This is a genomic window from Oceanobacillus limi, assembly GCF_900111445.1.
Taxonomy (GTDB): Bacteria; Bacillota; Bacilli; order Bacillales; family Amphibacillaceae; genus Ornithinibacillus; species Ornithinibacillus limi.
Map to the genome: position 1 here is coordinate 1 of NZ_FOHE01000007.1, position 20,784 is coordinate 20,784.

General features: G+C 36.7%; 23 protein-coding genes. 10 read left to right on the forward strand and 13 right to left on the reverse strand.

Annotated elements, in window-relative coordinates; all coding sequences use genetic code 11:
- Positions 1–238: 238 nt before the first annotated feature.
- The gene (locus BMX40_RS09010; protein ID WP_090869024.1) at positions 239–637 is read left to right on the forward strand and encodes a hypothetical protein; all 399 of its coding nucleotides are present in this window, start codon (positions 239–241) and stop codon (positions 635–637) included.
- Between the two features lie 192 nt (positions 638–829).
- Here the strand turns inward: BMX40_RS09010 and BMX40_RS09015 are convergent, their stop codons facing one another.
- Positions 830–2,053 carry a hemolysin family protein gene (locus BMX40_RS09015; RefSeq protein ID WP_090869025.1) on the reverse strand — a complete coding sequence of 408 codons (1,224 nt, stop codon included), beginning with the start codon at positions 2,051–2,053 and terminating at the stop codon, positions 830–832.
- Between the two features lie 177 nt (positions 2,054–2,230).
- Here BMX40_RS09015 and BMX40_RS09020 point away from each other — a divergent pair, with 177 nt between their 5' ends.
- The 3 genes from BMX40_RS09020 to BMX40_RS09030 all read left to right on the forward strand — a co-directional run bounded on the left by BMX40_RS09020 (position 2,231) and on the right by BMX40_RS09030 (position 2,901).
- Complete coding sequence (locus BMX40_RS09020; RefSeq protein WP_090869027.1) at positions 2,231–2,350, forward strand: DUF4023 family protein; 120 nt, start codon at positions 2,231–2,233, stop codon at positions 2,348–2,350.
- Positions 2,351–2,513: 163 nt separating this feature from the next.
- Positions 2,514–2,702, forward strand: a complete 189-nt coding sequence (locus BMX40_RS09025) for an H-type small acid-soluble spore protein (RefSeq protein ID WP_090869029.1) — start codon at positions 2,514–2,516, stop codon at positions 2,700–2,702.
- 19 nt (positions 2,703–2,721) lie between these two features.
- Positions 2,722–2,901 carry an H-type small acid-soluble spore protein gene (locus BMX40_RS09030; RefSeq protein WP_090869030.1) on the forward strand — a complete coding sequence of 60 codons (180 nt, stop codon included), beginning with the start codon at positions 2,722–2,724 and terminating at the stop codon, positions 2,899–2,901.
- Positions 2,902–2,949: 48 nt separating this feature from the next.
- On the opposite strand, the gene BMX40_RS09035 is transcribed toward BMX40_RS09030, so the two are convergent.
- Together BMX40_RS09035 and BMX40_RS09040 are read right to left on the reverse strand one after the other, a co-directional pair.
- A complete protein-coding gene (locus BMX40_RS09035; RefSeq protein WP_090869032.1) occupies positions 2,950–3,972 on the reverse strand; it encodes an STAS domain-containing protein in 1,023 nt (340 codons plus the stop codon).
- Between the two features lie 164 nt (positions 3,973–4,136).
- A complete protein-coding gene (locus tag BMX40_RS09040) occupies positions 4,137–4,736 on the reverse strand; it encodes a YpjP family protein (RefSeq protein ID WP_090869034.1) in 600 nt (199 codons plus the stop codon).
- Between the two features lie 287 nt (positions 4,737–5,023).
- Between BMX40_RS09040 and BMX40_RS09045 the strand changes: the two genes are divergently transcribed.
- The 4 genes from BMX40_RS09045 to pstB all read left to right on the forward strand — a co-directional run bounded on the left by BMX40_RS09045 (position 5,024) and on the right by pstB (position 8,853).
- Complete coding sequence (locus BMX40_RS09045; protein WP_090869036.1) at positions 5,024–6,049, forward strand: PstS family phosphate ABC transporter substrate-binding protein; 1,026 nt, start codon at positions 5,024–5,026, stop codon at positions 6,047–6,049.
- 92 nt (positions 6,050–6,141) lie between these two features.
- Positions 6,142–7,098, forward strand: coding sequence for a phosphate ABC transporter permease subunit PstC (pstC, locus tag BMX40_RS09050; protein WP_090869038.1), 957 nt, complete (start codon positions 6,142–6,144; stop codon positions 7,096–7,098).
- Position 7,099: 1 nt separating this feature from the next.
- Positions 7,100–7,984, forward strand: a complete 885-nt coding sequence (pstA, locus tag BMX40_RS09055; protein ID WP_090869040.1) for a phosphate ABC transporter permease PstA — start codon at positions 7,100–7,102, stop codon at positions 7,982–7,984.
- 32 nt (positions 7,985–8,016) lie between these two features.
- Entirely contained in the window at positions 8,017–8,853 is an 837-nt protein-coding gene (pstB, locus tag BMX40_RS09060) for a phosphate ABC transporter ATP-binding protein PstB (protein WP_090869042.1), read from the forward strand.
- 208 nt (positions 8,854–9,061) lie between these two features.
- Here pstB and BMX40_RS09065 read toward each other — a convergent pair whose 3' ends face one another.
- Both BMX40_RS09065 and BMX40_RS09070 read right to left on the reverse strand, forming a co-directional pair.
- Positions 9,062–10,756 (reverse strand): methyl-accepting chemotaxis protein, encoded by a 1,695-nt coding sequence (locus BMX40_RS09065; protein ID WP_244513459.1) that lies wholly within the window; start codon positions 10,754–10,756, stop codon positions 9,062–9,064.
- 147 nt (positions 10,757–10,903) lie between these two features.
- Entirely contained in the window at positions 10,904–12,139 is a 1,236-nt protein-coding gene (locus tag BMX40_RS09070) for an MFS transporter (protein WP_090869043.1), read from the reverse strand.
- A gap of 221 nt (positions 12,140–12,360) precedes the next feature.
- On the opposite strand from BMX40_RS09070, the gene BMX40_RS09075 reads away from it, so the two are divergent.
- Positions 12,361–13,077 (forward strand): YebC/PmpR family DNA-binding transcriptional regulator, encoded by a 717-nt coding sequence (locus BMX40_RS09075; protein WP_090869045.1) that lies wholly within the window; start codon positions 12,361–12,363, stop codon positions 13,075–13,077.
- 171 nt (positions 13,078–13,248) lie between these two features.
- On the opposite strand, the gene BMX40_RS09080 is transcribed toward BMX40_RS09075, so the two are convergent.
- The 8 genes from BMX40_RS09080 to BMX40_RS09115 all read right to left on the reverse strand — a co-directional run bounded on the left by BMX40_RS09080 (position 13,249) and on the right by BMX40_RS09115 (position 19,791).
- Positions 13,249–14,421, reverse strand: coding sequence for a TraB/GumN family protein (locus BMX40_RS09080; RefSeq protein WP_090869047.1), 1,173 nt, complete (start codon positions 14,419–14,421; stop codon positions 13,249–13,251).
- 109 nt (positions 14,422–14,530) lie between these two features.
- The gene (spx, locus tag BMX40_RS09085; protein ID WP_090869049.1) at positions 14,531–14,941 is read right to left on the reverse strand and encodes a transcriptional regulator Spx; all 411 of its coding nucleotides are present in this window, start codon (positions 14,939–14,941) and stop codon (positions 14,531–14,533) included.
- Between the two features lie 57 nt (positions 14,942–14,998).
- Entirely contained in the window at positions 14,999–15,289 is a 291-nt protein-coding gene (locus tag BMX40_RS09090; protein ID WP_090869051.1) for a hypothetical protein, read from the reverse strand.
- A 21-nt stretch (positions 15,290–15,310) separates the two neighbouring features.
- Positions 15,311–15,784, reverse strand: a complete 474-nt coding sequence (locus BMX40_RS09095) for a DUF5392 family protein (RefSeq protein ID WP_244513461.1) — start codon at positions 15,782–15,784, stop codon at positions 15,311–15,313.
- 22 nt (positions 15,785–15,806) lie between these two features.
- Positions 15,807–16,541, reverse strand: coding sequence for a GTP pyrophosphokinase (locus tag BMX40_RS09100; RefSeq protein ID WP_090869054.1), 735 nt, complete (start codon positions 16,539–16,541; stop codon positions 15,807–15,809).
- 31 nt (positions 16,542–16,572) lie between these two features.
- A complete protein-coding gene (locus BMX40_RS09105) occupies positions 16,573–17,253 on the reverse strand; it encodes a zinc metallopeptidase (protein ID WP_090869056.1) in 681 nt (226 codons plus the stop codon).
- 511 nt (positions 17,254–17,764) lie between these two features.
- Positions 17,765–19,123 (reverse strand): sensor histidine kinase, encoded by a 1,359-nt coding sequence (locus BMX40_RS09110; RefSeq protein WP_090869058.1) that lies wholly within the window; start codon positions 19,121–19,123, stop codon positions 17,765–17,767.
- Positions 19,120–19,791, reverse strand: a complete 672-nt coding sequence (locus BMX40_RS09115) for a response regulator transcription factor (protein WP_090869060.1) — start codon at positions 19,789–19,791, stop codon at positions 19,120–19,122. Before BMX40_RS09115 ends, BMX40_RS09110 begins: the two co-directional genes overlap by 4 nt.
- A gap of 157 nt (positions 19,792–19,948) precedes the next feature.
- On the opposite strand from BMX40_RS09115, the gene BMX40_RS09120 reads away from it, so the two are divergent.
- Positions 19,949–20,728, forward strand: coding sequence for a CAP domain-containing protein (locus BMX40_RS09120; protein ID WP_244513462.1), 780 nt, complete (start codon positions 19,949–19,951; stop codon positions 20,726–20,728).
- The last annotated feature ends 56 nt before the right edge of the window (positions 20,729–20,784 follow it).

A 20,784-nucleotide genomic window follows, 5' to 3' on the forward strand; every position in this document is an offset into this window, starting at 1 on the left:
GGAATGAGGTTCCTCTCCTTCTTTGATGTGGATCGTGGTTCCGTTAAATGATATATAAACGATCAAATTAGGATTATAGTCTCCTAATACTGAACCTGATACTCGTCTAACATGTGACCGGAGTGTTTAAGTCCAGTCACAATCTCTATTTGGATGAAATCTATTTAATATATCTGTCATGAAGGAACGTCCTCCAACATACGTATATATTAACTAGATTAGAATGGAGGTTCGTGTTATGGGGGAGGCATCGACAATAACAGAAGAGGATATAAAACGATACTATGACTTAAACAATCAAAAAAAAGACATTGAACAAGAAATGAGATATTTAAAGAAAAAATTTCATGAGGTTTTAGATGATTCGTTTGGAAAAGAATCAAAAGGTGAAATCCAGCGAGGAAATTACAAAGTCCAGCGACAAATTCGTTCATCAATTCGGTATGATGATGAAAATACAATTCAAAAGCTTGAGGATTTAAATTTAAATGATTTCATTGTTGAAGTAAGGAGACCAGATACAGAAAAATTGGAATCAGCCATTAATTTAGGACTCGTTGAGGAGAAAGATTTTTCTGATTGTAAAAAATCAAAACTGACGCAAACCATTGTGGTAAAAGAAACCTATTCCAAATAATGGATCCAGAACATCCAAGTAGGCGTGATTTGCATTCGATGATAAACTTTACACCTGTTAATTATGAGCTCAGTAAATCTTCAACTCGGTATGAGAACAGTTTGAAGATGGAGTAGACAAATAGCGGAATGAGGAGTGTAGCTCTTCATTCCGCTAACGGCTCTTAGTTGGATTCCTTTTCCCTTTTCCCCACTATCCTTTCACAATTCGAACTCGTTTGATCGTCCTGCCATCAATACCTAATATGGAAAATGTTAACCCTTCCCTCTCAACAACTTCTCCTTCTTCTGGAAAGTAATTAAATTCTTTTAGTAAATAAGCTGCAAGCACGTCCTCATCTTCTGGGATATCGGTTTGTAACAAAGAATTTAGTCGATGCAATGTAATTTTTCCATTACAAATAATTTCTGTTTCTGTTAGCTTTTCTACAAGAGACTCACCAGCAAGGTCTGTTTCATCTTGAATTTCTAGGCCTATCATTGCTTCAATTATGTCTTCTTGCGTTAATATCCCCTCTGTACCTCCATACTCATCCATCACTATGGCCATATGTTTTTTCTCTTGCATCATTTTGCGAAAAACCATCTCAATGGAATGAAATTCATAAACAATTAATGGATCCATGTCAATAAAGGATTCTAAAGGTTTATTTGGTTCTGTCGACCAGATGATGAGAAACTTCGAATGAAATACACCGACAATACTGTCTAAACCATCTTCAAATACAGGGTATCTTGTGAATGGATGACGGATGACGATATCTCTCACTTCCTCATATGTCGCTTGAAGAGGAAGGGCGATTACATCCACTCTCGGAGTCTTTAATGCATCATTTACATTCAAATTATAAAAATCAAGAACTCCTTTAATCCGATGTGATTCTTCCTGTTTAAACGTACCTTCCGTACCAGCTATGTCAACCATTGCTCTTAGCTCTTCCTTTGATATTGTATTATTTTCTTCATCTCCCCTGGATAGAACTCGAACAATAAGACCTGTCATACCATTCAACAATATGGTAAGAGGTTTAAATAATAAAATTAAGAAACGAATAACCGGATAAATCATATAAGAAATCCGGTCAGGAAATGCTGCAGCAATTGATTTAGGGATAACCTCTGCGAAAATAATAATTACAATTGTTAAAACTGCGGAGGCAACAGCAACATTAAACCCATAATCAATTGCTACCATGGTTACTAAAGTTGGAAGTAATATATTTGCAATGTTATTTCCAATAAGTATCGTTGTAATAAATTCATCTGGCTTCGAAACAATATCCAATAGCTTTTTGGATTTTGTATCATTATTATTTGCTTTCGTTTGCAGCCTCATTTTATTGGTAGCAGTTAAAGCTGTCTCACTACCAGAAAAGAAAAGAGATACAAATAATAGTACGATAATTGCAACAACCACAAGAAAGCTCCTTTCTTAATTTGCCACGATCCCCTATTATTTTCCCCTATATTTCTGTTCCTATGATAAGAAGTATGGTTGAGGAATTAAAAATCCTTTCTGTTTACATGAGATGTATTTTTTCTTGAATTTAAGGTTAAATTATGATTAACGCCTTTCTTTAGGAGGATAGTTTTCATGGAAGGAACAAGCGAATTTGTCGCGAAGTTTAATGAGCGAAAACGAAAAAATGAACAAGTAAAAAGAAGGCAAGCGAGCGCAAACAAAGCGAAAAGACTACCGAACAAACGCCACTAAAGAAGATAAGCCATGGCCATAAACAGAGGCCATGGCTTATCTTCTTTCAATAATCAACAACTATAACCAAAAATTCCCCTGGATAAGAGAAATACACAAGCAAAAAATATAAATAACGGTGCCAGGCACCTTGGTGCCTGGCACCTAAGGGAGGGAATTTGGAATGGATAAGCATCGGGCGCAGGAAATTATGAGTTCTCCGACGATGATTAATGTTTCCTATCATGGAATACCTGTTTATTTACAAGAGGTTCCATTAAATGGCGATAAAGCGAAAGTATTTCCGCTTGATGAAATGCACAACGAACAAGAGGTTGATTTAAACGGTTTATTTGAGGAAGGACCGCATTAAAAAAATGGAGGTAAAGTTAATGATCAAGCAACGAGCTGAAGAAATCGCTCAATCTCCGGATATGAAAAATGTTTCCTACAATGGAAATCAAGTATATATTCAGCATGTAAACGAGCATAGTGACACCGCTCGCGTATTTAACTTGGATAACCCACAACATGAATACGACGCTCAACTTTCAAGGCTATACGAGAAATAAAAGTTAACCTCCTTTTTTGGAGGTTAACTTTAGTAAATATAAATCCATCTAACGAATACTTCGGCCCATTTCCGCTAATGCATAATGTATGCCGTGTTGAAGCGAATAAAAGCATTCGAAACCGGATAATTTCACCCCAGATTGTACCATGACCCTACTCAACGCTGGAGATATTCCAACCAGTATCGTTTGCATCCCAATTATAGATGTAGATGTTCCTAACTTCTCAATTAAACTAACTGTATGCTCGTTAATATCTTCATCCAAGCCTGTTAAATCTAACAGAAGGTAATCTGCGTCATGCTTCGGCAGTTTCTCTAATGTTTTTTGAACAAGCTCTTCTGAACGTTTCTCCTCATATTTCCCTAATAATGGTACGACAACTATCCCATCCAATACCGGGATAATTGGGGAGGATAATTTTGTAATTAGCTCTTCTAATTCCCTCGTTTTATCCTCAACTAGGGCTTCTAATTTCATAATCTCTTCTAATTCTTTTTGTCTTGATAGACGATGGATATTATCGTTTACTGTTATGTCTAAAGGAGCATAATGAACCACGGTTGAATCGTGACCATGTAGTTGGTATTTCTCCACATCGTACCAAATATTTGTGCCGAATAACTCTGTAAATATTCCAGCAAAATGTGCGGGGAGCAATATTCCACCATGATTTTTCCCTTTAGCTATATTTATCTTATGCTCCCAGCTATCCTTTAGATATACCGTGGCTGTACATTCTTCCATATTTAATTTACCAAGTTTGAAGTTGCCCCAACCCGCAGCTGCATATGTATTCGTAATAAGCCTTGCAGCTTCATTAACATCAACATTTTTCATTTTTTGAAAATACTCCCCAACGACAATCCCTTGACGATAACCAGTCGTCTCCAAAACTAAATTGGAAGCCTCTTCACCCGAAATTTCCTCTATTGATTCAATTAACGACCCCATCGCACTTTCGATCCAGAACAATACAGCATCGTCACCTTCAAACTGAAACTTACCATTCTCCATTTCCCAATAAAAGTCTAACCCATCTACTTGAATCCAATTCTTTTTATTGCTCAATCTAAAACACCTCTCAATCGTAAACCTTTCCAATGGGCTATAAATAATTATTTCAAAAATTAGGTTGATTTGCACGGATATAGTATAAAATACCACATGCATTTATTTTCCTTCACTAAAAAAGGAAAACAGCAAAGCGGCGAACCGCTCATCTATTTTCCTTTTTACGCCATCCATTTAGGTGGTGTGTTTTTATCCCAGTATATTTCTCCAATCGTATGGTGATTTTCGAAACCATCTTTACTTACATGATAATGAAAATTAAACCAATAACCTTCCTGCGGACGATTATCCCGTCTCACATGAAATCTAGCAATATCCTTTTTCGTCAGATGATCATAAACATTAAATATTTTCTCACCATATCCCTCTGTAAGCTGTTCGGTAACTGAATAATGTACCAATTGTTCCTCTCCAGCTTCCAACAGGATTGTTTGAAGTGCTTCTTCCATATTCGGCAATATTTGTGTCATAAACTCATTTTCAACTTTTTCAATAATTCGAGGTCCTAATTTAGCTATTGTTTGATCTCTAGCTATCTCGGTCATTGCATCTACATAGTCTCCATCAGCCGAATCAATATGTATATCTAATTGGGTAGAATCCTCTACACTAGAATCTATAGTGGATAGGCCACCATCATTTTCGCTAGGTGATATTACTTCATTACTTTCCTTATCCGCAATTAAATAGGTTGGCGTATAGATACCTAATGTCAAAATTGCTATGAGAACGACAGCTATTTTTCTTATCCAAAGCTTCATCATTTGCTCACCCTTATTAATCTACTTATTAAAATTTTATCATGTTTAGAAAAAATGTCCATAAGATTTTGAAAGTTTCATCAGAGGAATTTAGCTTATCTGTTCAACTACCTTCATTTTATTAAAAGCTCTCATCTGTATTCTACGTTTCTATCATGAAAGAGTTTCAATTTTACAGAACGTTTACATTCTCTATATATTCAATTAATACTAGAATACTATACTTGCAATTGAGAGAGGGGTCACCTCCTTTCCAGAAAAAACATAAACATAGGGAGGACAATTTAATGAAATTTAAAAAGTATCTCATGTTCCTTTTCGTAGCAGCTCTTGCAGTGATGCTAGTAGCTTGTGGAACAGACGCAGAGGAAAGCAATACAGATAGTAACGATACGGAGGAGACAGAAGATACATCTTCAGACAACACTAACGCAAATGAGGAAGAAAATAATGGTTCAGATGAGTTAGAGGGTAGTGTTGTTATTGATGGATCTGGTACTGTTTATCCGTTAATGTCTCGATTAGCGGAAGAATATATGATAAACGAACAACCAAATGTTTCTGTTGAAGTAAGCCGTTCTGGTACAAGTGCTGGTTTTGAAAAATTCCTAGTCGAAGATGGAACAGACTTTAACGATGCTTCTCGTTTCATTAAAGATGAAGAACAAGCTAAAGCAGATGAACTTGGAATTGAAGTAAAAGAGTTAAAAGTTGCTTTAGACGGTTTAACTTTTGTGACACATCCTGATAACGATTGGGCTAAAGAAATGACTCCGGAAGAGCTAAAGAGCATTTTTCTAGCTGAAGGCGGAGTTACAAACTGGTCTGATATCAATCCAGATTGGCCAGACGAAAAAATTAACACGTATGGACCAAATGAAAACCATGGAACATATGAATTTTTCTACGAGTCAATTTTGGAGGAACAAGACTTAGTTGATGATGTTAATTTACAACAAGAATATTCAACTCTAGTAACACTTGTTTCTGAGGATGTTAACGCAATTGGCTTCTTCGGTTTCGGATACTATGTTAATAACCAAGACCAACTAAATGCGGTTCATGTTGACTTTGGGGATGGACCAGTAGAACCATCTCTTGACACAATCGCTGAAGATGGTGACTATGCTGGATTTACTCGCCCAGTATTTACTTACTTAAATGTAAATAACGCAAAAGAAAAACCACAAGTTCTTGACTATGCAATCTATGTTATGGACAACACTATTGATTTTTCTGGAGAAACAGGATTTGCTCCAATCCCAGAAGAAGAAGCACAAACTTTAGTTGATGAACTAGAAGCTCTAAAATAACTAACATTGAAATGTAAATATACCGAATAAGATGAGGGCATGATGCTCTCATCTTATTCTGACTTATATGCTCTGGAAGGAGTGCCTGAATCATGGCATTAAACAGCAAGTTAGCCAAAGAAAATAATGTTCAAGTTAGAGAGATGATTGAGCAAAAGCAAAAAAGCAGAAGTTTTCTTACTATATTTGAGAAAATTATTCCCATACTCCTTTTTCTATTCGCCACGCTATCAATCATAACGACAATTGGAATTATCTATACACTATTAATAGAAACTATTCATTTTTTTAGTGCAGTGCCTATTTGGGATTTTTTCTCAGGGACGAATCTGAAACCGTTAAGCCAAAACCCTGAATTTGGTGTACTTCCATTATTAAATGGAACAATTATTTCATCGCTCATAGCTATGCTGGTTGCCGGTCCAATCGGATTAATGGCTGCAATTTACTTGAGTGAATATGCTTCTGATAAGGTAAGGCGTATCTTAAAGCCCCTTCTAGAAGTACTTGCCGGTATCCCAACCATCGTTTATGGATTTTTTGCTTTTACATTCGTTACTCCAGTCATTCGATCGATTTGGCCTGATGTAGCCGCAACAAACATTCTTAGCCCAGGAATTGTCATGGGGGTTATGATTATTCCGATGATCGCTTCTCTATCAGAAGATGCGATGAACGCTGTCCCAAATTCCATAAGAGAAGGCGCACTGGCTATGGGGGCAACAAAGCTAGAATCAACATTTAAAATCGTCATACCAGCTGCCCTATCAGGAATTATTTCTTCTTTTGTGCTTGGAATCTCCCGAGCTATTGGTGAGACGATGATAGTAACAATAGCAAGTGGAAGCTCAAAGAATTTCACATTCGATATTACACAATCCATGCAAACAATGACGGCATATATTGTTGAGGTTGCTGGGGGAGAAGCGCCTGCAGGATCAACGATTTATTATAGCTTATACGCCGTTGCAATGACTTTATTTGTATTTACACTAATTATGAATTTACTTGCTAGATACATCTCTCGTAAATTTAGGGAGGAATACTAAAATGAAATATGTTGATGCAGAACAAGTCAAAAAACGAATGAATGGTCGAATCATAAAAAACACCATTTTCAAGTCCTCCTTTCTAATCGCTACATTATTTGGGCTAGTTGTACTTACTATATTGATTTATCGTGTTTTTGCAGACGGTATCAGCTGGATAAACTGGGATTTTATTTCAGGAAAGCTTTCTACTGACGCAAATAGAGCAGGTATTATGGGAGCGATACTCGGAACATTTTGGGTTATGGCTGTAGTGGCACCAGTTACGATGATTATTGGAATTGGAACAGCCATTTATCTTGAGTTATATGCTAAGAAGGGTCGCTTGCAAGCTTTTATCCAAACTAATATTGCTAATCTGGCTGGGGTTCCATCAATTGTTTATGGAATTTTAGGTCTTACCATTTTTGTGCGTGCAATGGATTTTGGCAATATTGTACTCGCTGGTGGATTTACCTTATCCCTGCTTGTTCTACCAATCGTGATTGTCGCAGCTCAAGAAGCAATTCGTTCGGTACCAAGTCACTTAAGCGAGGCTTCGTATGGAATGGGCGCTACAAAGTGGCAAACGATCAAAAATATTATCCTTCCTGCAGCTTTACCAGGAATATTAACAGGTGCCATATTGGCTCTTTCACGGGCAATTGGTGAAACAGCTCCATTAACCGTTATCGGAATACCTGCACTATTAATTCCGTTTCCAGGAGGAATTTGGGATAAATTCACTGCGTTACCTATGCAAATCTATTATTGGACATTAGATTCCTCTTTAGTGGAGGAGTATGCAAATTTAGCCGCAGCTACCATTGTTGTCCTCCTATTATTACTATTTCTATTAAACTCAGCAGCAATCATTATTCGTAACAAGTTTCAACACCGATTCTAAAAAAGAATTTTATTATATGAGGAGTGTGTATCATGAGTCTTTCAGTAGCGAAAGAGAAAACGAACTTTAAAATGGATACAAGTGTTGTCCGACCTACAGCAATGCATGAGAATAGAAAAATAGTTTTCGATACAAAGGATTTAAACCTATGGTACGGATCCACCCATGCTCTAAAGGATATTAATCTATCCGTTTATGAAAAAGAAGTTACTGCTATTATTGGACCTTCGGGATGTGGTAAATCAACCTATTTAAAAACGTTAAATCGAATGGTTGAATTAGTACCAAGCGTTCACACATCTGGGATCATAACGTACAATGGCAGAGAAATTTTAAGCAAGAATTTCAAAGTAGAAGAATTGCGAACGAGTGTAGGAATGGTATTCCAGAAGCCAAATCCATTCCCTAAATCCATCTATGACAACATTGCCTATGGACCTAGGATTCATGGTATACGAAACAAGAAGATTCTTGACGAGATTGTTGAGAAAAGTTTACGTGGTGCTTTTATTTGGGATGAAGTGAAAGACCGTTTAAAAGAAAATGCATATGGACTTTCTGGTGGTCAACAACAAAGGCTTTGTATCGCTCGTACTTTAGCGATCGAACCAGATGTGATTCTAATGGATGAACCAACATCTGCACTTGATCCAAAATCCACCCATAAAATTGAAGATTTAATTCAGGAACTTAAACAGGATTACTCTATAATTATTGTTACGCATAATATGCAACAAGCCGCTCGGATATCGGATCGCACGGCATTCTTTTTAAATGGCGAAGTTGTTGAATATGATAAAACGGATACCATTTTCACGAATCCTTCTGACCGTCGAACAGAGGATTATATTTCTGGCCGATTCGGGTAAAACTAATTTTAAACGAAACTCCCTCCCCATTCTATATATTAAAAAGACCAGCTGTTTATTGGCTGGTCTTTTTATGTGTATTATCATTTAATAACACAACACCCCACAAATAATAACGAACTCCATCGCACTACCTAACGGATCAAACAATACACTAACTGTAAACACTCTGGTACTCATCAAATTCAGACAAGTGCCTGGCACCCATTCATTCATTTACATGAAAGGTTTTTGTGTGACTTGTTAATGATTTTGAGATTTCCAGTAACCTTACTCCAAGGGTATGGGTTGATTCCATTTGTTGTACCTGATTTTCACTGCTTGCTAACATCTCTTCTGTACTTGCAAGTGTTTCCTGAGATATGGATACAAAACTTTCGGTCCCTTGTTCTAATCCAGGCAGAATAGCTTCAAGCTGTTTTAACCCAATTTGCATTTCTTGTAACTCATTACTCACGTCGGTAATATTTTGCATTAATTGACCAATAGATTCTTTTGATTCATTCGACACTTCTAATGTTGATCTTGTTTTCGTCAACATAATTTCAAATTCGTTAGCTGCACTGCGTGTCATCGTTTCCATGCTTATTATCGAATCAGTTATTTTAACGGCTGCTTTGGATGATTGCTCGGCTAATTTACCTACTTCTACAGCTACTACTGCAAACCCTTTTCCAGCATCCCCCGCTCGAGCTGCTTCTATCGTTGCATTTAGTGATAATAGTTTTGTTTGTTCAGCTATTCCATGGATGAGACTAGTTAATTCACTAATTGACTTAGAGGTTTCCTGAACCTGATTAACCGTGTGTGTTAAATGGGCAAAATCCTGTTCAAATGTATGAATCGTACGGATCAGTTTTGAGGTATTCTTTTCTCCACTACTGGCAGAAACATTCATTTCTTCTGCATTTACGAACACTTCACCCATGCTAGAAATTAATTCCTCTATCTTTTGCTTCATTTCTCTAAAACTTTCCACATTATTTTCAGAACTACTTGCCGTTTGTTCTGCACCTTGTTTAACAACATGAATAGCATCAATAACATCATGACTAGATTCAAGCGTTCCTCTAGAAGATTGCTGCAATTCTTCACCTGTTGATTCTAATTTCAGTGTAGTTCCTTTTATCTCTTTCAAGATTATTTTCAAATGCTGAACCATTGCATTGTAACTTTTATTTAAAGAAGTAATCTCCGGAATGGTTGTTTGAATAGCTTCCGAATTCCTTAAATCTCCTTCTCGTACTTTTCGCATCGTTTCCCTCAGCTCTTTCAAAGGATTTGTTAAGCTCCTGACAAAAAAATAAATAACAACTGTGCATATGAGAATACTTAGCAAAACAATTCCAACCGTGAAATATGCCATCTGTTTTACTCCACTCATATAGGAAGTAGTAGGTACAAGTAACACATATACACCTTCGATTTCCTCCATCTCTTGAATAGTTAAGGTGTAATCTTCCCCATTAATGTTTTCGTGAATAATGCCATCCTTTAATTCCATAATTGTGGTTACTAAAGAATCAGAAATCGTTGGCAGTGAAGACTTGCTAGTAGAAAACGGGATTACTTCTCGATTACGAATGTAAAAATAATCAGAAGCTATTCCATCTTGATCTAGCTTCTCTTTTTGAGATTTAATATTCATGTCAAGTTGTTGCATAAAATATTCTTCATCACTTACATACGTGAATTTTAGATTACTAGCTATGTATCCCATTAATTCTCCTTCACGAAGTAAACGATTTTCAATGGAATCTATGGTTAACTCTTTGGCTTTCATATAGGATGTGACTCCAACAGCAACAATTGAAACAACTAATAAAAATATAAAGATCACTAACAACCTTGTTCGTAAACTAACACGGTGAAACTTACTCTTATCTATTATTTTATGTAGCAACCTTTGTCCCCCTCCACTATCCGTATAGGGAAATTATACCAACACAATATAAACCAACCGTAAACTGGCTGTGAATAATAATTTACAATGTTAAAAAAGGTGCCAGGCACTTGTCAAAGTTTGACAAGTGCCAGGCACCTTTTTTTGTTATTTTATTGATCTAAATACGAGGTAGAAGTATAGGGAGCCGACTAGATATAGGCCTGCAGTGATACTGAAGACGTGTGCATATCCCCAATAGGCTCCTGAAGCCAGTACAATAGATGTTGATACAGGTCCCATAAAAGCCCAACCAAGCTGGAAGACCATTTGGTTCACTGAGTTGGCTAATCCTTTCATCGAATCATCGACTTTTGACATCACTAAGGAGGCTTGAATTGGATTCCCCGCGTTCATTAATGCTTGCCTAAACAAAAATCCAATTGTTGCTAGCCAAAGATTTTGTGTGTATGCCGTAATCAATAAAAATGGCAATGAAAGAAGCTGTAACGTTACTACCGCTCGGACCTCACCAAGTCTTTTTACAACTAACGGACCAATAAACATCGCAATCGCCGTTGCACCTTGACCTAATGAGATAATAATACCAATAATAGAGTTAGATGCTTCAAATCGATCCGCAAAATATAAATTCAAATAAGGAACAACTAACCCGCTACCAAATCCGATCAATAGTTGTGCAAACGCGAATAAAGCAATCACCTTAAAGCCTGTTTTATTTTTTTCGAAAAATGCCTTTAGGTTAACCTTCTCTTTATTTTCAACAACAACCTTTTGCTTTTCTGTCATTTTCACAATCGGAATAAATGCTAATAGATAAAACATTCCCCCGATAATAAGCGTATACCGGATGCTTAGTAGGTCTGAAGTTACAAGCGCGAATAAATCCGTTAATGTCCCACCCAAAATACTTCCGATGACTTGCGCACCTGTCATAATAGCTGCATGCAAACTAAACAAGTGTACACGTTGCTTTGCTGTTGAATTCTCTGCCAACCACGGAATAGAAGATACTTGTAAAAACGCAACAAATAACCCTGTAGCAAAACCTGCCGCCAATAAGAAAGATTGAAATTCTACAATACTGCGAAAAATTAACACAGAGCCTGATAGAAGCACCCCAAAGATCATGACTTTTTTCCGTCCTAAACGATCACTTAAAATTCCTGCAGGTACAAGAATAATAGCTGTTGCTAGTGCTTGTAAGGAAATAACCTGACCGTTAACATCCTGACTCATTCCTAATTCACGAATATAAAAATTATATATAACCATAAACATTCCCAACCCAATTTGGGAAAAGAGATTTGCTAAAATCGCGAGTTTAATATTTTTATTATAAGTCTTAAACTGATCCGACCATTCTTTGAAGAATAGACTCATCGTTGATCGCCGCCTTTAATATTTCGTGCCCCTAAGTATCTTATTCCTATTTCACCAAAAAGTAAATAGAAAAGTTCTCCCATTTTAATAGGTTTTTTTCATCTATTACAATAGTAATTTCTACTAACTTAAAAATATTCAAGTTTTGATGTATACTTAATAATGGAATACAACAAGTAGCACATACTTGCTTACACATATTCAGAAAGAGAGTGTTATTTATGGGTCGTAAATGGAACAATATTAAAGAAAAGAAAGCGGCAAAGGATAAAAATACGAGCCGTATTTATGCTAAATTCGGTCGTGAAATTTATGTAGCTGCAAAACAAGGAGAACCTGATCCAGAAGCTAATCAAGCATTGAAAATTGTCCTGGAGCGTGCGAAAACATATAATGTTCCTAAGTCAATTATTGATCGTGCGATTGATAAGGCAAAAGGTGGAGATGAGGAGAATTTTGATGAGCTCCGCTATGAAGGCTTCGGTCCAAATGGATCCATGCTAATTGTTGATACGCTTACGAACAATGTAAATCGTACCGCAGCGGATGTTCGTGCTACCTTTGGAAAAAATGGTGGAAACATGGGAGTAAATGGTTCCGTTGCATATATGTTTGATGCAACAGCAGTGTTTGGAATTGAAGGAAAATCAGAAGATGAAATTCTTGAAATATTAATGGAATCTGATGTTGATGCGCGTGATATTTCCCAAGAGGAAGAAGTTGTTATAGTCTACGCAGAGCCTGATCAATTCCACGCCGTACAAGAAGCTTTTAAAAATGCTGGAATTACAGAATTTACAGTTGCTGAGCTAACCATGATTGCCCAAAATGATGTAACCCTTTCCGCGGATGACCAAGAGCAATTTGAAAAACTAGTAGATGCCTTAGAAGATTTAGAGGATGTACAGCAAGTTTACCATAATGTTGATTTAGGATAGAGCAAAGGCGCAAGCATCTGTGTACGAACTGGAACTGCGATTACTAGTTCCACCGAAAACCTTTTGCGCCGCGCTCATCCATAATGGGTGAATCGATTTACTAATCTTATTTATCCTATCTAGAAACGAAAGCAGACCATTCATCAAATGAAGGTCTGCTTTTTTCATATATTAGCCTAATAAATTTTGTATAAATAGTCGGACAACATCAGCACCGCCAATAAACGTCCCTAATGAACTACCAATATTGGCGAAGACAACAACAAGTAGAATTCGCGTTACTTTATTTCGCCAAAATCCTTTTACAGTAAAAGCATCTTCGGTTAGATTCTCAAAGTCCCTTACATTCGGTTTCATTATGTATGCTTGTACAAATCCAGCAAACCATCCTGCTGCTAATAATGGATTGAGAGAGGATATCGGTGCAATGATCAACGCTGTTAGAATAGCCAGTGGATGGCCTAAAGCTATCGCAGTACCTATTGCCGATAATCCCCCATTCCAAATCAACCAACTAAGGGCTTGTTGCATTCCCACCGATGGATTCGATAAAAAGGTGTACAAAATAATTCCTAAAATAATAAATGGAATGGACCAAGCGATTATTTTAGGCTTTTTGGATTTGGGTGGTAGTTGTGTCAGTTTCTTTAGATCATGGTCTCGTTTTATTTCTTCTTTAATTCCTGGAACATGGGCAGCTCCTAAAACAGCAACAACTTTCTTACCAGGCGCTTCTTTAATTTTCTGCGCCAAATACTGATCTCGCTCATCAATTAATGGCTTTTTTAATTTCGGAAATACTTCGGTAAATTCATGAAGCATGGAATCAATCATGTCTTGGGACTTCATCTTTTCCAATTCTTCTTCTGAAATTGTTTCTTTTGTAAAAATACTTCCCACTACCTGTGTAAGTAGCATGGCTTTTCCTTTTAGTCCAATTCCTCTCCAAATACGAGAAAATGTTACTTGAATATTTCGATCCGCCAAAACAAGCTCTGCATCAGCTTCTTTCGCAGACTCAATTCCTTGAATCATTTCTTGCCCAGGGCTAATTCCGAACTGCTTTGCCATTCTTTTCTGAAAGGATGATATGGCTAAATTCATTAATAACAAGGTAGCTTTTTTCTCCTTGATCACCTTAAATATATCCGTATCCTGCCATTTACTTCCTTCAGTTACGGATTTATACCGTTGCTCATCCAATTCTACACAGACCGAATCAGGGTTTTCTGTTTCAATAACTTCCTTGACTTGCTCGGCACTATTTTTCGAAACATGGGCAGTTCCAATCAAGATTAGTTCTTTACCATTTATCTCTAGTCTCGTTATATTTTCCTCCGACATAAACTACCTTCCTTTATATGAACATAACTGCAATTCTTTACATAGAACCGTACTCTATTACCATAATATACTAGAACGAAATAAAATGGAATGATTGGAAACCTTTTTATTACCCTTCCGCAATCTGTAAGTGGTTCATGCGAAACTTAATAAATTGCCTTTCTCGTGTTTCCCTTGGTAAGAACTGGCGAATATCATCAACGTGATAACCAACCTGTAGTCGTTTTTCGTCCATCATGATTGGACTTCTAAGCAACCTTGGATGGTCATGAATGAAAGCTAGTAGTTTTTGTAAAGGCAATGCATCAATGTCTAGGTCTAAATCTTTATATGTTTTTGATCTGGTTGAAATGATTTCTTCGGTTCCTTCAATCGTCATGCGAAGGATTGCCTGTAGTTCATGTACCGTTAATGGTTCTTTAATAATGTTTCTTTCCACAAAATCAATCTCGTGTTTCGTAAACCATTCTTTTGCTTTTCTAGTTGATGAACATGCTGCTCCAAAAATCATTACAGTCATTTTACATTCTCCATTCTATCTATAGATTTGCCCTTTTCATCAAATTCGGTATCTCCCTTATCGCCTTTTTATAAACTCTTTACACCGCTCCACAAAGTTGTCTGGTGATGATTTAACCGTATAGGAAAAGACACCTCTTTTTGTGTGTAAATATAGAAGTCCACCTTCTTGACCTAGCTTTCTATAGGAAACATCCATTATTTCTTGTATAGAAAACTCACGATGCTTCGAAATTATCCGGTCATTGTATAAATAAAGGGTTCGTTCATGTTCAATGTCAATCTGATCCACACTACTTATCCTTCGTTCCATCTTGTAGTAGGTTTGCTCAGCTATAATCTCTTGCATCGAAGACCTCCCAATCCCAATCTAGTTCTTGTTTCCAAACCATTGCTCTCTGTAAATTTGGTCCTCTTCTTTTAAAAACTTTATAAAATGTTCAACTGATCGTAATGGCTGTGTTCGTACACGAGCAATATAATCCTCTTTCCGATCATCTGGTACAATATCACTTTTGTTCATTCGCTTAATAATATAGTCACTACTTTTCTTCTGGATTTCCTTCCGCTGTAGCTTGGCTTCTTTCGATAATGCCATACCAAACGCCCCAAGAACTGCATAGAAGATAAGAACTGCTAGGACGCGTTCTTCGCTTGGAACGAAAAACAAGAGAAAAAACAAATTTATTACGGAAAAGGTGATTAATGGGAATGACCAAAATGCATACTTTGAAACCTTTTTCATAAAAGGGGATAATGTTTCTTCTAACTTTTCAACTTCTTTCCTAACAACAGCCGGCATATCTGTCATGGATAAATTCACTTTACTACCTTCTTTCTTCACTTTTTATTAAGATATTTCTCGATTACCCTTTTGACAGTGCAAAGAATTCAAGAGGAAGACGAAACTTCTCGTTATGAATATCCAATTCTTGTAAATCTTCCTCACTAGATATTTCCTTGTATTGATTCACTTCTTTATGAATCGACTCCATTTTTTCATCTAAATTTTTTGCTGTTTCCGCTGCATCTTTTAGTTCCTGTAACATTGTAGCAGGTACTTCTTTATCGTATTTATAATAAATTTTATGCTCTAAACTCGCCCAAAAATCCATCGCAATCGTTCGGATTTGAATCTCTACATAAATATTTTCTTCTCGATCGGACATAAATATCGGAATCTGAATGATCAAATGGAGACTTCGGTAACCATTTGGTTTTGGATTTTTTATATAATCCTTGCATTCAATTACAGTAATATCTTTTTGTTTCTGAATCATTTTACTAAGTTCATAGATATCGGAAATAAATGAACACGTCACTCGCACTCCAGCAATATCACGAATGTTCTCTTTGATCGCAGTCAAATTAAGATCTAGTCCCTTATGATGTACCTTTCTCAGAATACTCTCCGGTGATTTAACCCGCGATTTTACATGTTCTATCGGATTATAATCGTGTATATATTGAAACTCTTGTTTTAGGATATCTAACTTTGTATTTACTTCTTGTAAAGCAAATTTATACGAGACCATAAATCGGATTAAGTCTGTTTTCAATGCTTTCATTTGCTGCATATCACTTTTTTGTTTGACTTCCATGATGTCATATCCCCTTTTTTTAACAGACAGGTTATCGTCTATTAGCAAAAATCATAATGAATTTTAATAATTGTAGAACGGCAATTAAGGTGCTAGCTAAATAAGTTAATGCAGCTGCATTTAATACCTTTCCTACTCCTCTTTCTTCACGATTCGTGATCATCCCAAGTTCAAGTAGTTTGGTTTTGGCTCTACTGCTGGCATTGTACTCTACTGGAAGAGTTACAAGCTGAAAAAGAACAGCCCCAGCAAATAACACAATACCAATACCAATTAAGTTTCCTAGGTCAAGTAAAAATCCTCCAATTAATAGAAATGGTGCAAATTGCGAACCAATATTAGCAATCGGAAAGATTCGATGACGGAGTACTAACATCGAGTATTGGTTAGCATGCTGGATCGCGTGACCGACCTCATGCGCTGCTACAGCTAATGATGAGATCGAATTACTTCGATATACTGGTTCCGATAAACGAACAGTTTTAGCAGAAGGGTCATAATGATCAGAAAGTGCCCCACGACGAGATAACTCTATTTTAACGTCGGTTAACCCTTCACTATCTAATATTTTACGAGCTACTTCTAGCCCAGTCATTCTCGATGACGCTTGAACCTTTGCACCTTGCTGAAAACTCCCTTTAACTTTCGATTGGGCCCACATGGCCAATATAAAAGCTAGAATGATTAAAAAATCCAATGGATGAAAGAACATCTCGTACTCCTCCTATAATTAAACAAAGACAATCGTTAAGATTAACTTTTACAAGTATTGCCTATCTATATAGCAATTCATTCATCAACTTTTTTCGGTTTATTGCATAATGTTGCATTAATTCCTTTTGCTTGTAATTCATCAATTAATCGAACGATTACTTTCTTATACGTTGTATCCATCAATTTGGTTGCACCTCATTTCAGAGATTCCCTAATTCAATAAAAACACGCATTGAATATCGAGTATCTAAAGTATATAAAATGAATATGAACTGAATATGAATTATCTTCGGTAAACCATGGTTTTACAAGTGGAAAATCTGCTATAAGGTGACTCGTTCTAAAGTTTCCATGAAAAGGTATAAGAGGTGAAGTTTGCCGATGGGCTATCCAAACAATCCACAATGGCGGTCAAAGCACCAGGCGCACACATTAACAAAAAAAACCAAACTTATGATAAGTTTGGCTTTCTTTTGACTAGAACACGTTGGAGCCCAGAGTCAATAATCCTAATGATGAGTTGGTATTTTAACAGAAAAGGTTGATCCAGTTCCTTCCTCACTTTCAACTTCAATTTTGAAACCGTGGATATTCAATATTTTCTTTACGATGGATAGGCCTAAGCCATTTCCTTCTACGGATCGATTTCTTGATTGATCTACTTTGTAAAATCTACTAAATAGTTCTGGAATAGCTCTCTTCGGAATCCCAATGCCATCATCTTTGACGTTTACGCTTATTTCTTCACTGGTAATGCTAATCAACAAATGAATCGTTCCATCAGCATTTGTATACCGGATTGCATTGGTAATTAGATTTAGCCAAACCTGTTCCATTAAATCGGCATCAGCAAATATTTCAACCGGTTCAACATCTAACATGATATTCAGACCTTTTTTCTTCCATTGTGGTTCTGTAGTAAGTACTGCGTTCCGTAACTGTTCATCTAAACGATAGGAAGTTGGGTTGTACGGGTGGTGTTCGGAATCAAGCGAGGCAATCCGCAACAGATTGTCACTAAGTCTAGATAACCTCTCTATCTCTTGATAGATAATATCCAGATACTCTTTTTGATTCTCTACAGGTATAACATCATCCCTTAATGCTTTGGTAAACCCTTTTATCGAGGTTAATGGCGATTGGATTTCGTGTGATACATTACTTACAAAATCATCACGCATTTGGTCTATTTTCTCTAATTCGGATGCCATGTGATTAAAGCTAGTTATAAGCTCTCCAACTTCATCCTGATTTCGATTTCGCTTCTTTTCTACTCGTACGGCAAAATCTCCAGTCGCAACTTTTTTCGCAGCAACCGTTAGTTTACGAATCGGTTGTACTAAATAACGTGATGCAAGTAATATTAGGATACTCCCTACTAGAAGCACCAATAGTAACGAAATAAAAATTCCATGCTGTAAATCATCAAATTCATCCTTATAGTTAATCTGAATAAACATTGCTTGATTTGTGTCGTCAATATCTATCGGAATGCCAACAATACGAATCGGCTCCCTACCATGTTTTAAAATACGTGGTTGCTGTTTCGTTTGATTTAATATACGTTGAATTTCTTTTTCAGGAATACCCGTGGGCGCATGTTGTGACGCATAAAACACGGACGTACCATCCGTTATCAACACATCAAAATCTGTATTATCGAAGGTATCCATTAATTCCGGGATTTTTTCCGTACCTGCAATTTCTACAATGTCTGCAAATCCAGATGTTATTTTTGTTATTTCTTCTTTAAATACATCCTCTTGCTGAAAGGAATACGGCGTAATGAAGTAGGAAACAACGATACTAATAAGAACGACACTAATAAAAATACCAACAATTTTTAAGTATAAGCTTTTTTTGATCAATCCATTACCTCCAAGCGATAGCCTAAACCTCTTACTGTTGTAATAGACAATTCAGAAATAGATCCAAGTTGTTCTCGTAAACGTTTGATATGAACGTCTACTGTCCGTTCATCCCCTTCATAATCGTAACCCCAAATTTTCTCAATAAGCTGATTACGGGTAAATATTTTCCCAGGGGTATTCGCTAACGTAAATAATAGTTCACATTCTTTCTTTTTTAAATGGATCTCATGTTCCTTCGATTCTACAAGTAACCTATCTAGATCGATGGTGATTGAACCAATCTTTAGAGTTGAGTCCGACTGAATATGGTATCTTTTGAGCAATGCCTCAACACGTAGAGTAAGCTCTACCGGATCAAACGGTTTTACGACATAATCGTCCGTACCCGCTCGAAACCCTTTTACTTTGTCTTGGGACTCCCCTTTTGCAGTAACCATAAGAATAGGTATATCTAAAAAAGAACGAATATCCTCTGTTAACTCGTAGCCATCAATATTTGGCATCATCACATCAACTATGGCAAGATCAACATGTTCTTTTTCAAGTAAATCCAATGCTGCTTTCCCATCCTCTGCTTCCAAAACATGATAATTACTATTTTCTAAATATAACCGGATTAACTTTCGAATATGTGCATCATCATCTACGACAAGTATGGTATTCATTTGGTTCCCCCTAGCCTAAAATGGTTTGTTTTTAGTTTATCATTTCCCTAATGTGCTTGCCTTTTTGATGTTTTTTAATTTTGTATTAATCCGATAAATAATTTTTCCAAAAAAAGTGAAACTAAGTTAAAACATCTTAGAAAAGGAGCAATTGAAAATGCAACTTAAAAAATTTGTTTTACCTGTTATGTTCATTATGTTTGTCGTATTAGTAGCATGTACAAACGATGATGCTACCAACGATCGTAACAACGGTGATAATGGTAGGATTTCAAGCATCAGCACCAATTCACCTAATGAGGATTATGCACAAACCCAAAGACCTGATGGTTCTGGACAAGGATACGGCAATAATTTCAGCCCTATAGGAGCAAATACTGGTGATGCGGGGAATAACGAAAGACAAGCACCACAACAACCTAATCGCCAATATCCACCGATCCCGCAGCAACCACAGGAACAGGATCAAGATCAACAACAGCAACAAACACCACAACAAGATCAACAACCACAGCAACAAGAACCAGAAACAAATAGACCTAGCACACAAGGGCAAGGTTTAAATGATTTTGAGCAAGCTGTTGTCGAACTGACAAATGAAGAAAGAAGAAGTGCCGGATTAAATGAATTAGAGGTAGACGCCACATTAAGTGAAACAGCGCGAGCGAAGTCCGAAGACATGCAGGCAAACGACTATTTTTCACATAATAGCCCAACATATGGTTCGCCATTTGATATGATGTCTCAGTTTGGAGTTTCCTACCGATCCGCTGCAGAAAACATCGCTGCAGGGCAACAATCGCCAGAAGCAGTCGTTCAAGCATGGATGAATAGTGAAGGACATCGTGAAAACATTTTAAATGGTGGATTCACCCATATTGGAGTTGGCTTTGAGGACCAAGGAAACAATTGGACACAGATGTTTATTCGAAAATAGTAATGAATAGCTGAGGATAAAAAGTGTATAGTCAAAATAACCGAGTGGTTCAAAAT

Coding starts and splice junctions, on each gene's coding strand:
- BMX40_RS09010 (WP_090869024.1), top strand. CDS start 239: ATGGGGGAGGCATCGACAATAACAGAAGAGGATATAAAACGATACTAT.
- BMX40_RS09020 (WP_090869027.1), top strand. CDS start 2,231: ATGGAAGGAACAAGCGAATTTGTCGCGAAGTTTAATGAGCGAAAACGA.
- BMX40_RS09025 (WP_090869029.1), top strand. CDS start 2,514: ATGGATAAGCATCGGGCGCAGGAAATTATGAGTTCTCCGACGATGATT.
- BMX40_RS09030 (WP_090869030.1), top strand. CDS start 2,722: ATGATCAAGCAACGAGCTGAAGAAATCGCTCAATCTCCGGATATGAAA.
- BMX40_RS09040 (WP_090869034.1), bottom strand. CDS start 4,736: ATGAAGCTTTGGATAAGAAAAATAGCTGTCGTTCTCATAGCAATTTTG.
- BMX40_RS09045 (WP_090869036.1), top strand. CDS start 5,024: ATGAAATTTAAAAAGTATCTCATGTTCCTTTTCGTAGCAGCTCTTGCA.
- pstC (WP_090869038.1), top strand. CDS start 6,142: ATGGCATTAAACAGCAAGTTAGCCAAAGAAAATAATGTTCAAGTTAGA.
- pstA (WP_090869040.1), top strand. CDS start 7,100: ATGAAATATGTTGATGCAGAACAAGTCAAAAAACGAATGAATGGTCGA.
- pstB (WP_090869042.1), top strand. CDS start 8,017: ATGAGTCTTTCAGTAGCGAAAGAGAAAACGAACTTTAAAATGGATACA.
- BMX40_RS09070 (WP_090869043.1), bottom strand. CDS start 12,139: ATGAGTCTATTCTTCAAAGAATGGTCGGATCAGTTTAAGACTTATAAT.
- BMX40_RS09075 (WP_090869045.1), top strand. CDS start 12,361: ATGGGTCGTAAATGGAACAATATTAAAGAAAAGAAAGCGGCAAAGGAT.
- BMX40_RS09080 (WP_090869047.1), bottom strand. CDS start 14,421: ATGTCGGAGGAAAATATAACGAGACTAGAGATAAATGGTAAAGAACTA.
- spx (WP_090869049.1), bottom strand. CDS start 14,941: ATGACTGTAATGATTTTTGGAGCAGCATGTTCATCAACTAGAAAAGCA.
- BMX40_RS09090 (WP_090869051.1), bottom strand. CDS start 15,289: ATGCAAGAGATTATAGCTGAGCAAACCTACTACAAGATGGAACGAAGG.
- BMX40_RS09100 (WP_090869054.1), bottom strand. CDS start 16,541: ATGGAAGTCAAACAAAAAAGTGATATGCAGCAAATGAAAGCATTGAAA.
- BMX40_RS09105 (WP_090869056.1), bottom strand. CDS start 17,253: ATGTTCTTTCATCCATTGGATTTTTTAATCATTCTAGCTTTTATATTG.
- BMX40_RS09115 (WP_090869060.1), bottom strand. CDS start 19,791: ATGAATACCATACTTGTCGTAGATGATGATGCACATATTCGAAAGTTA.
- BMX40_RS09120 (WP_244513462.1), top strand. CDS start 19,949: ATGCAACTTAAAAAATTTGTTTTACCTGTTATGTTCATTATGTTTGTC.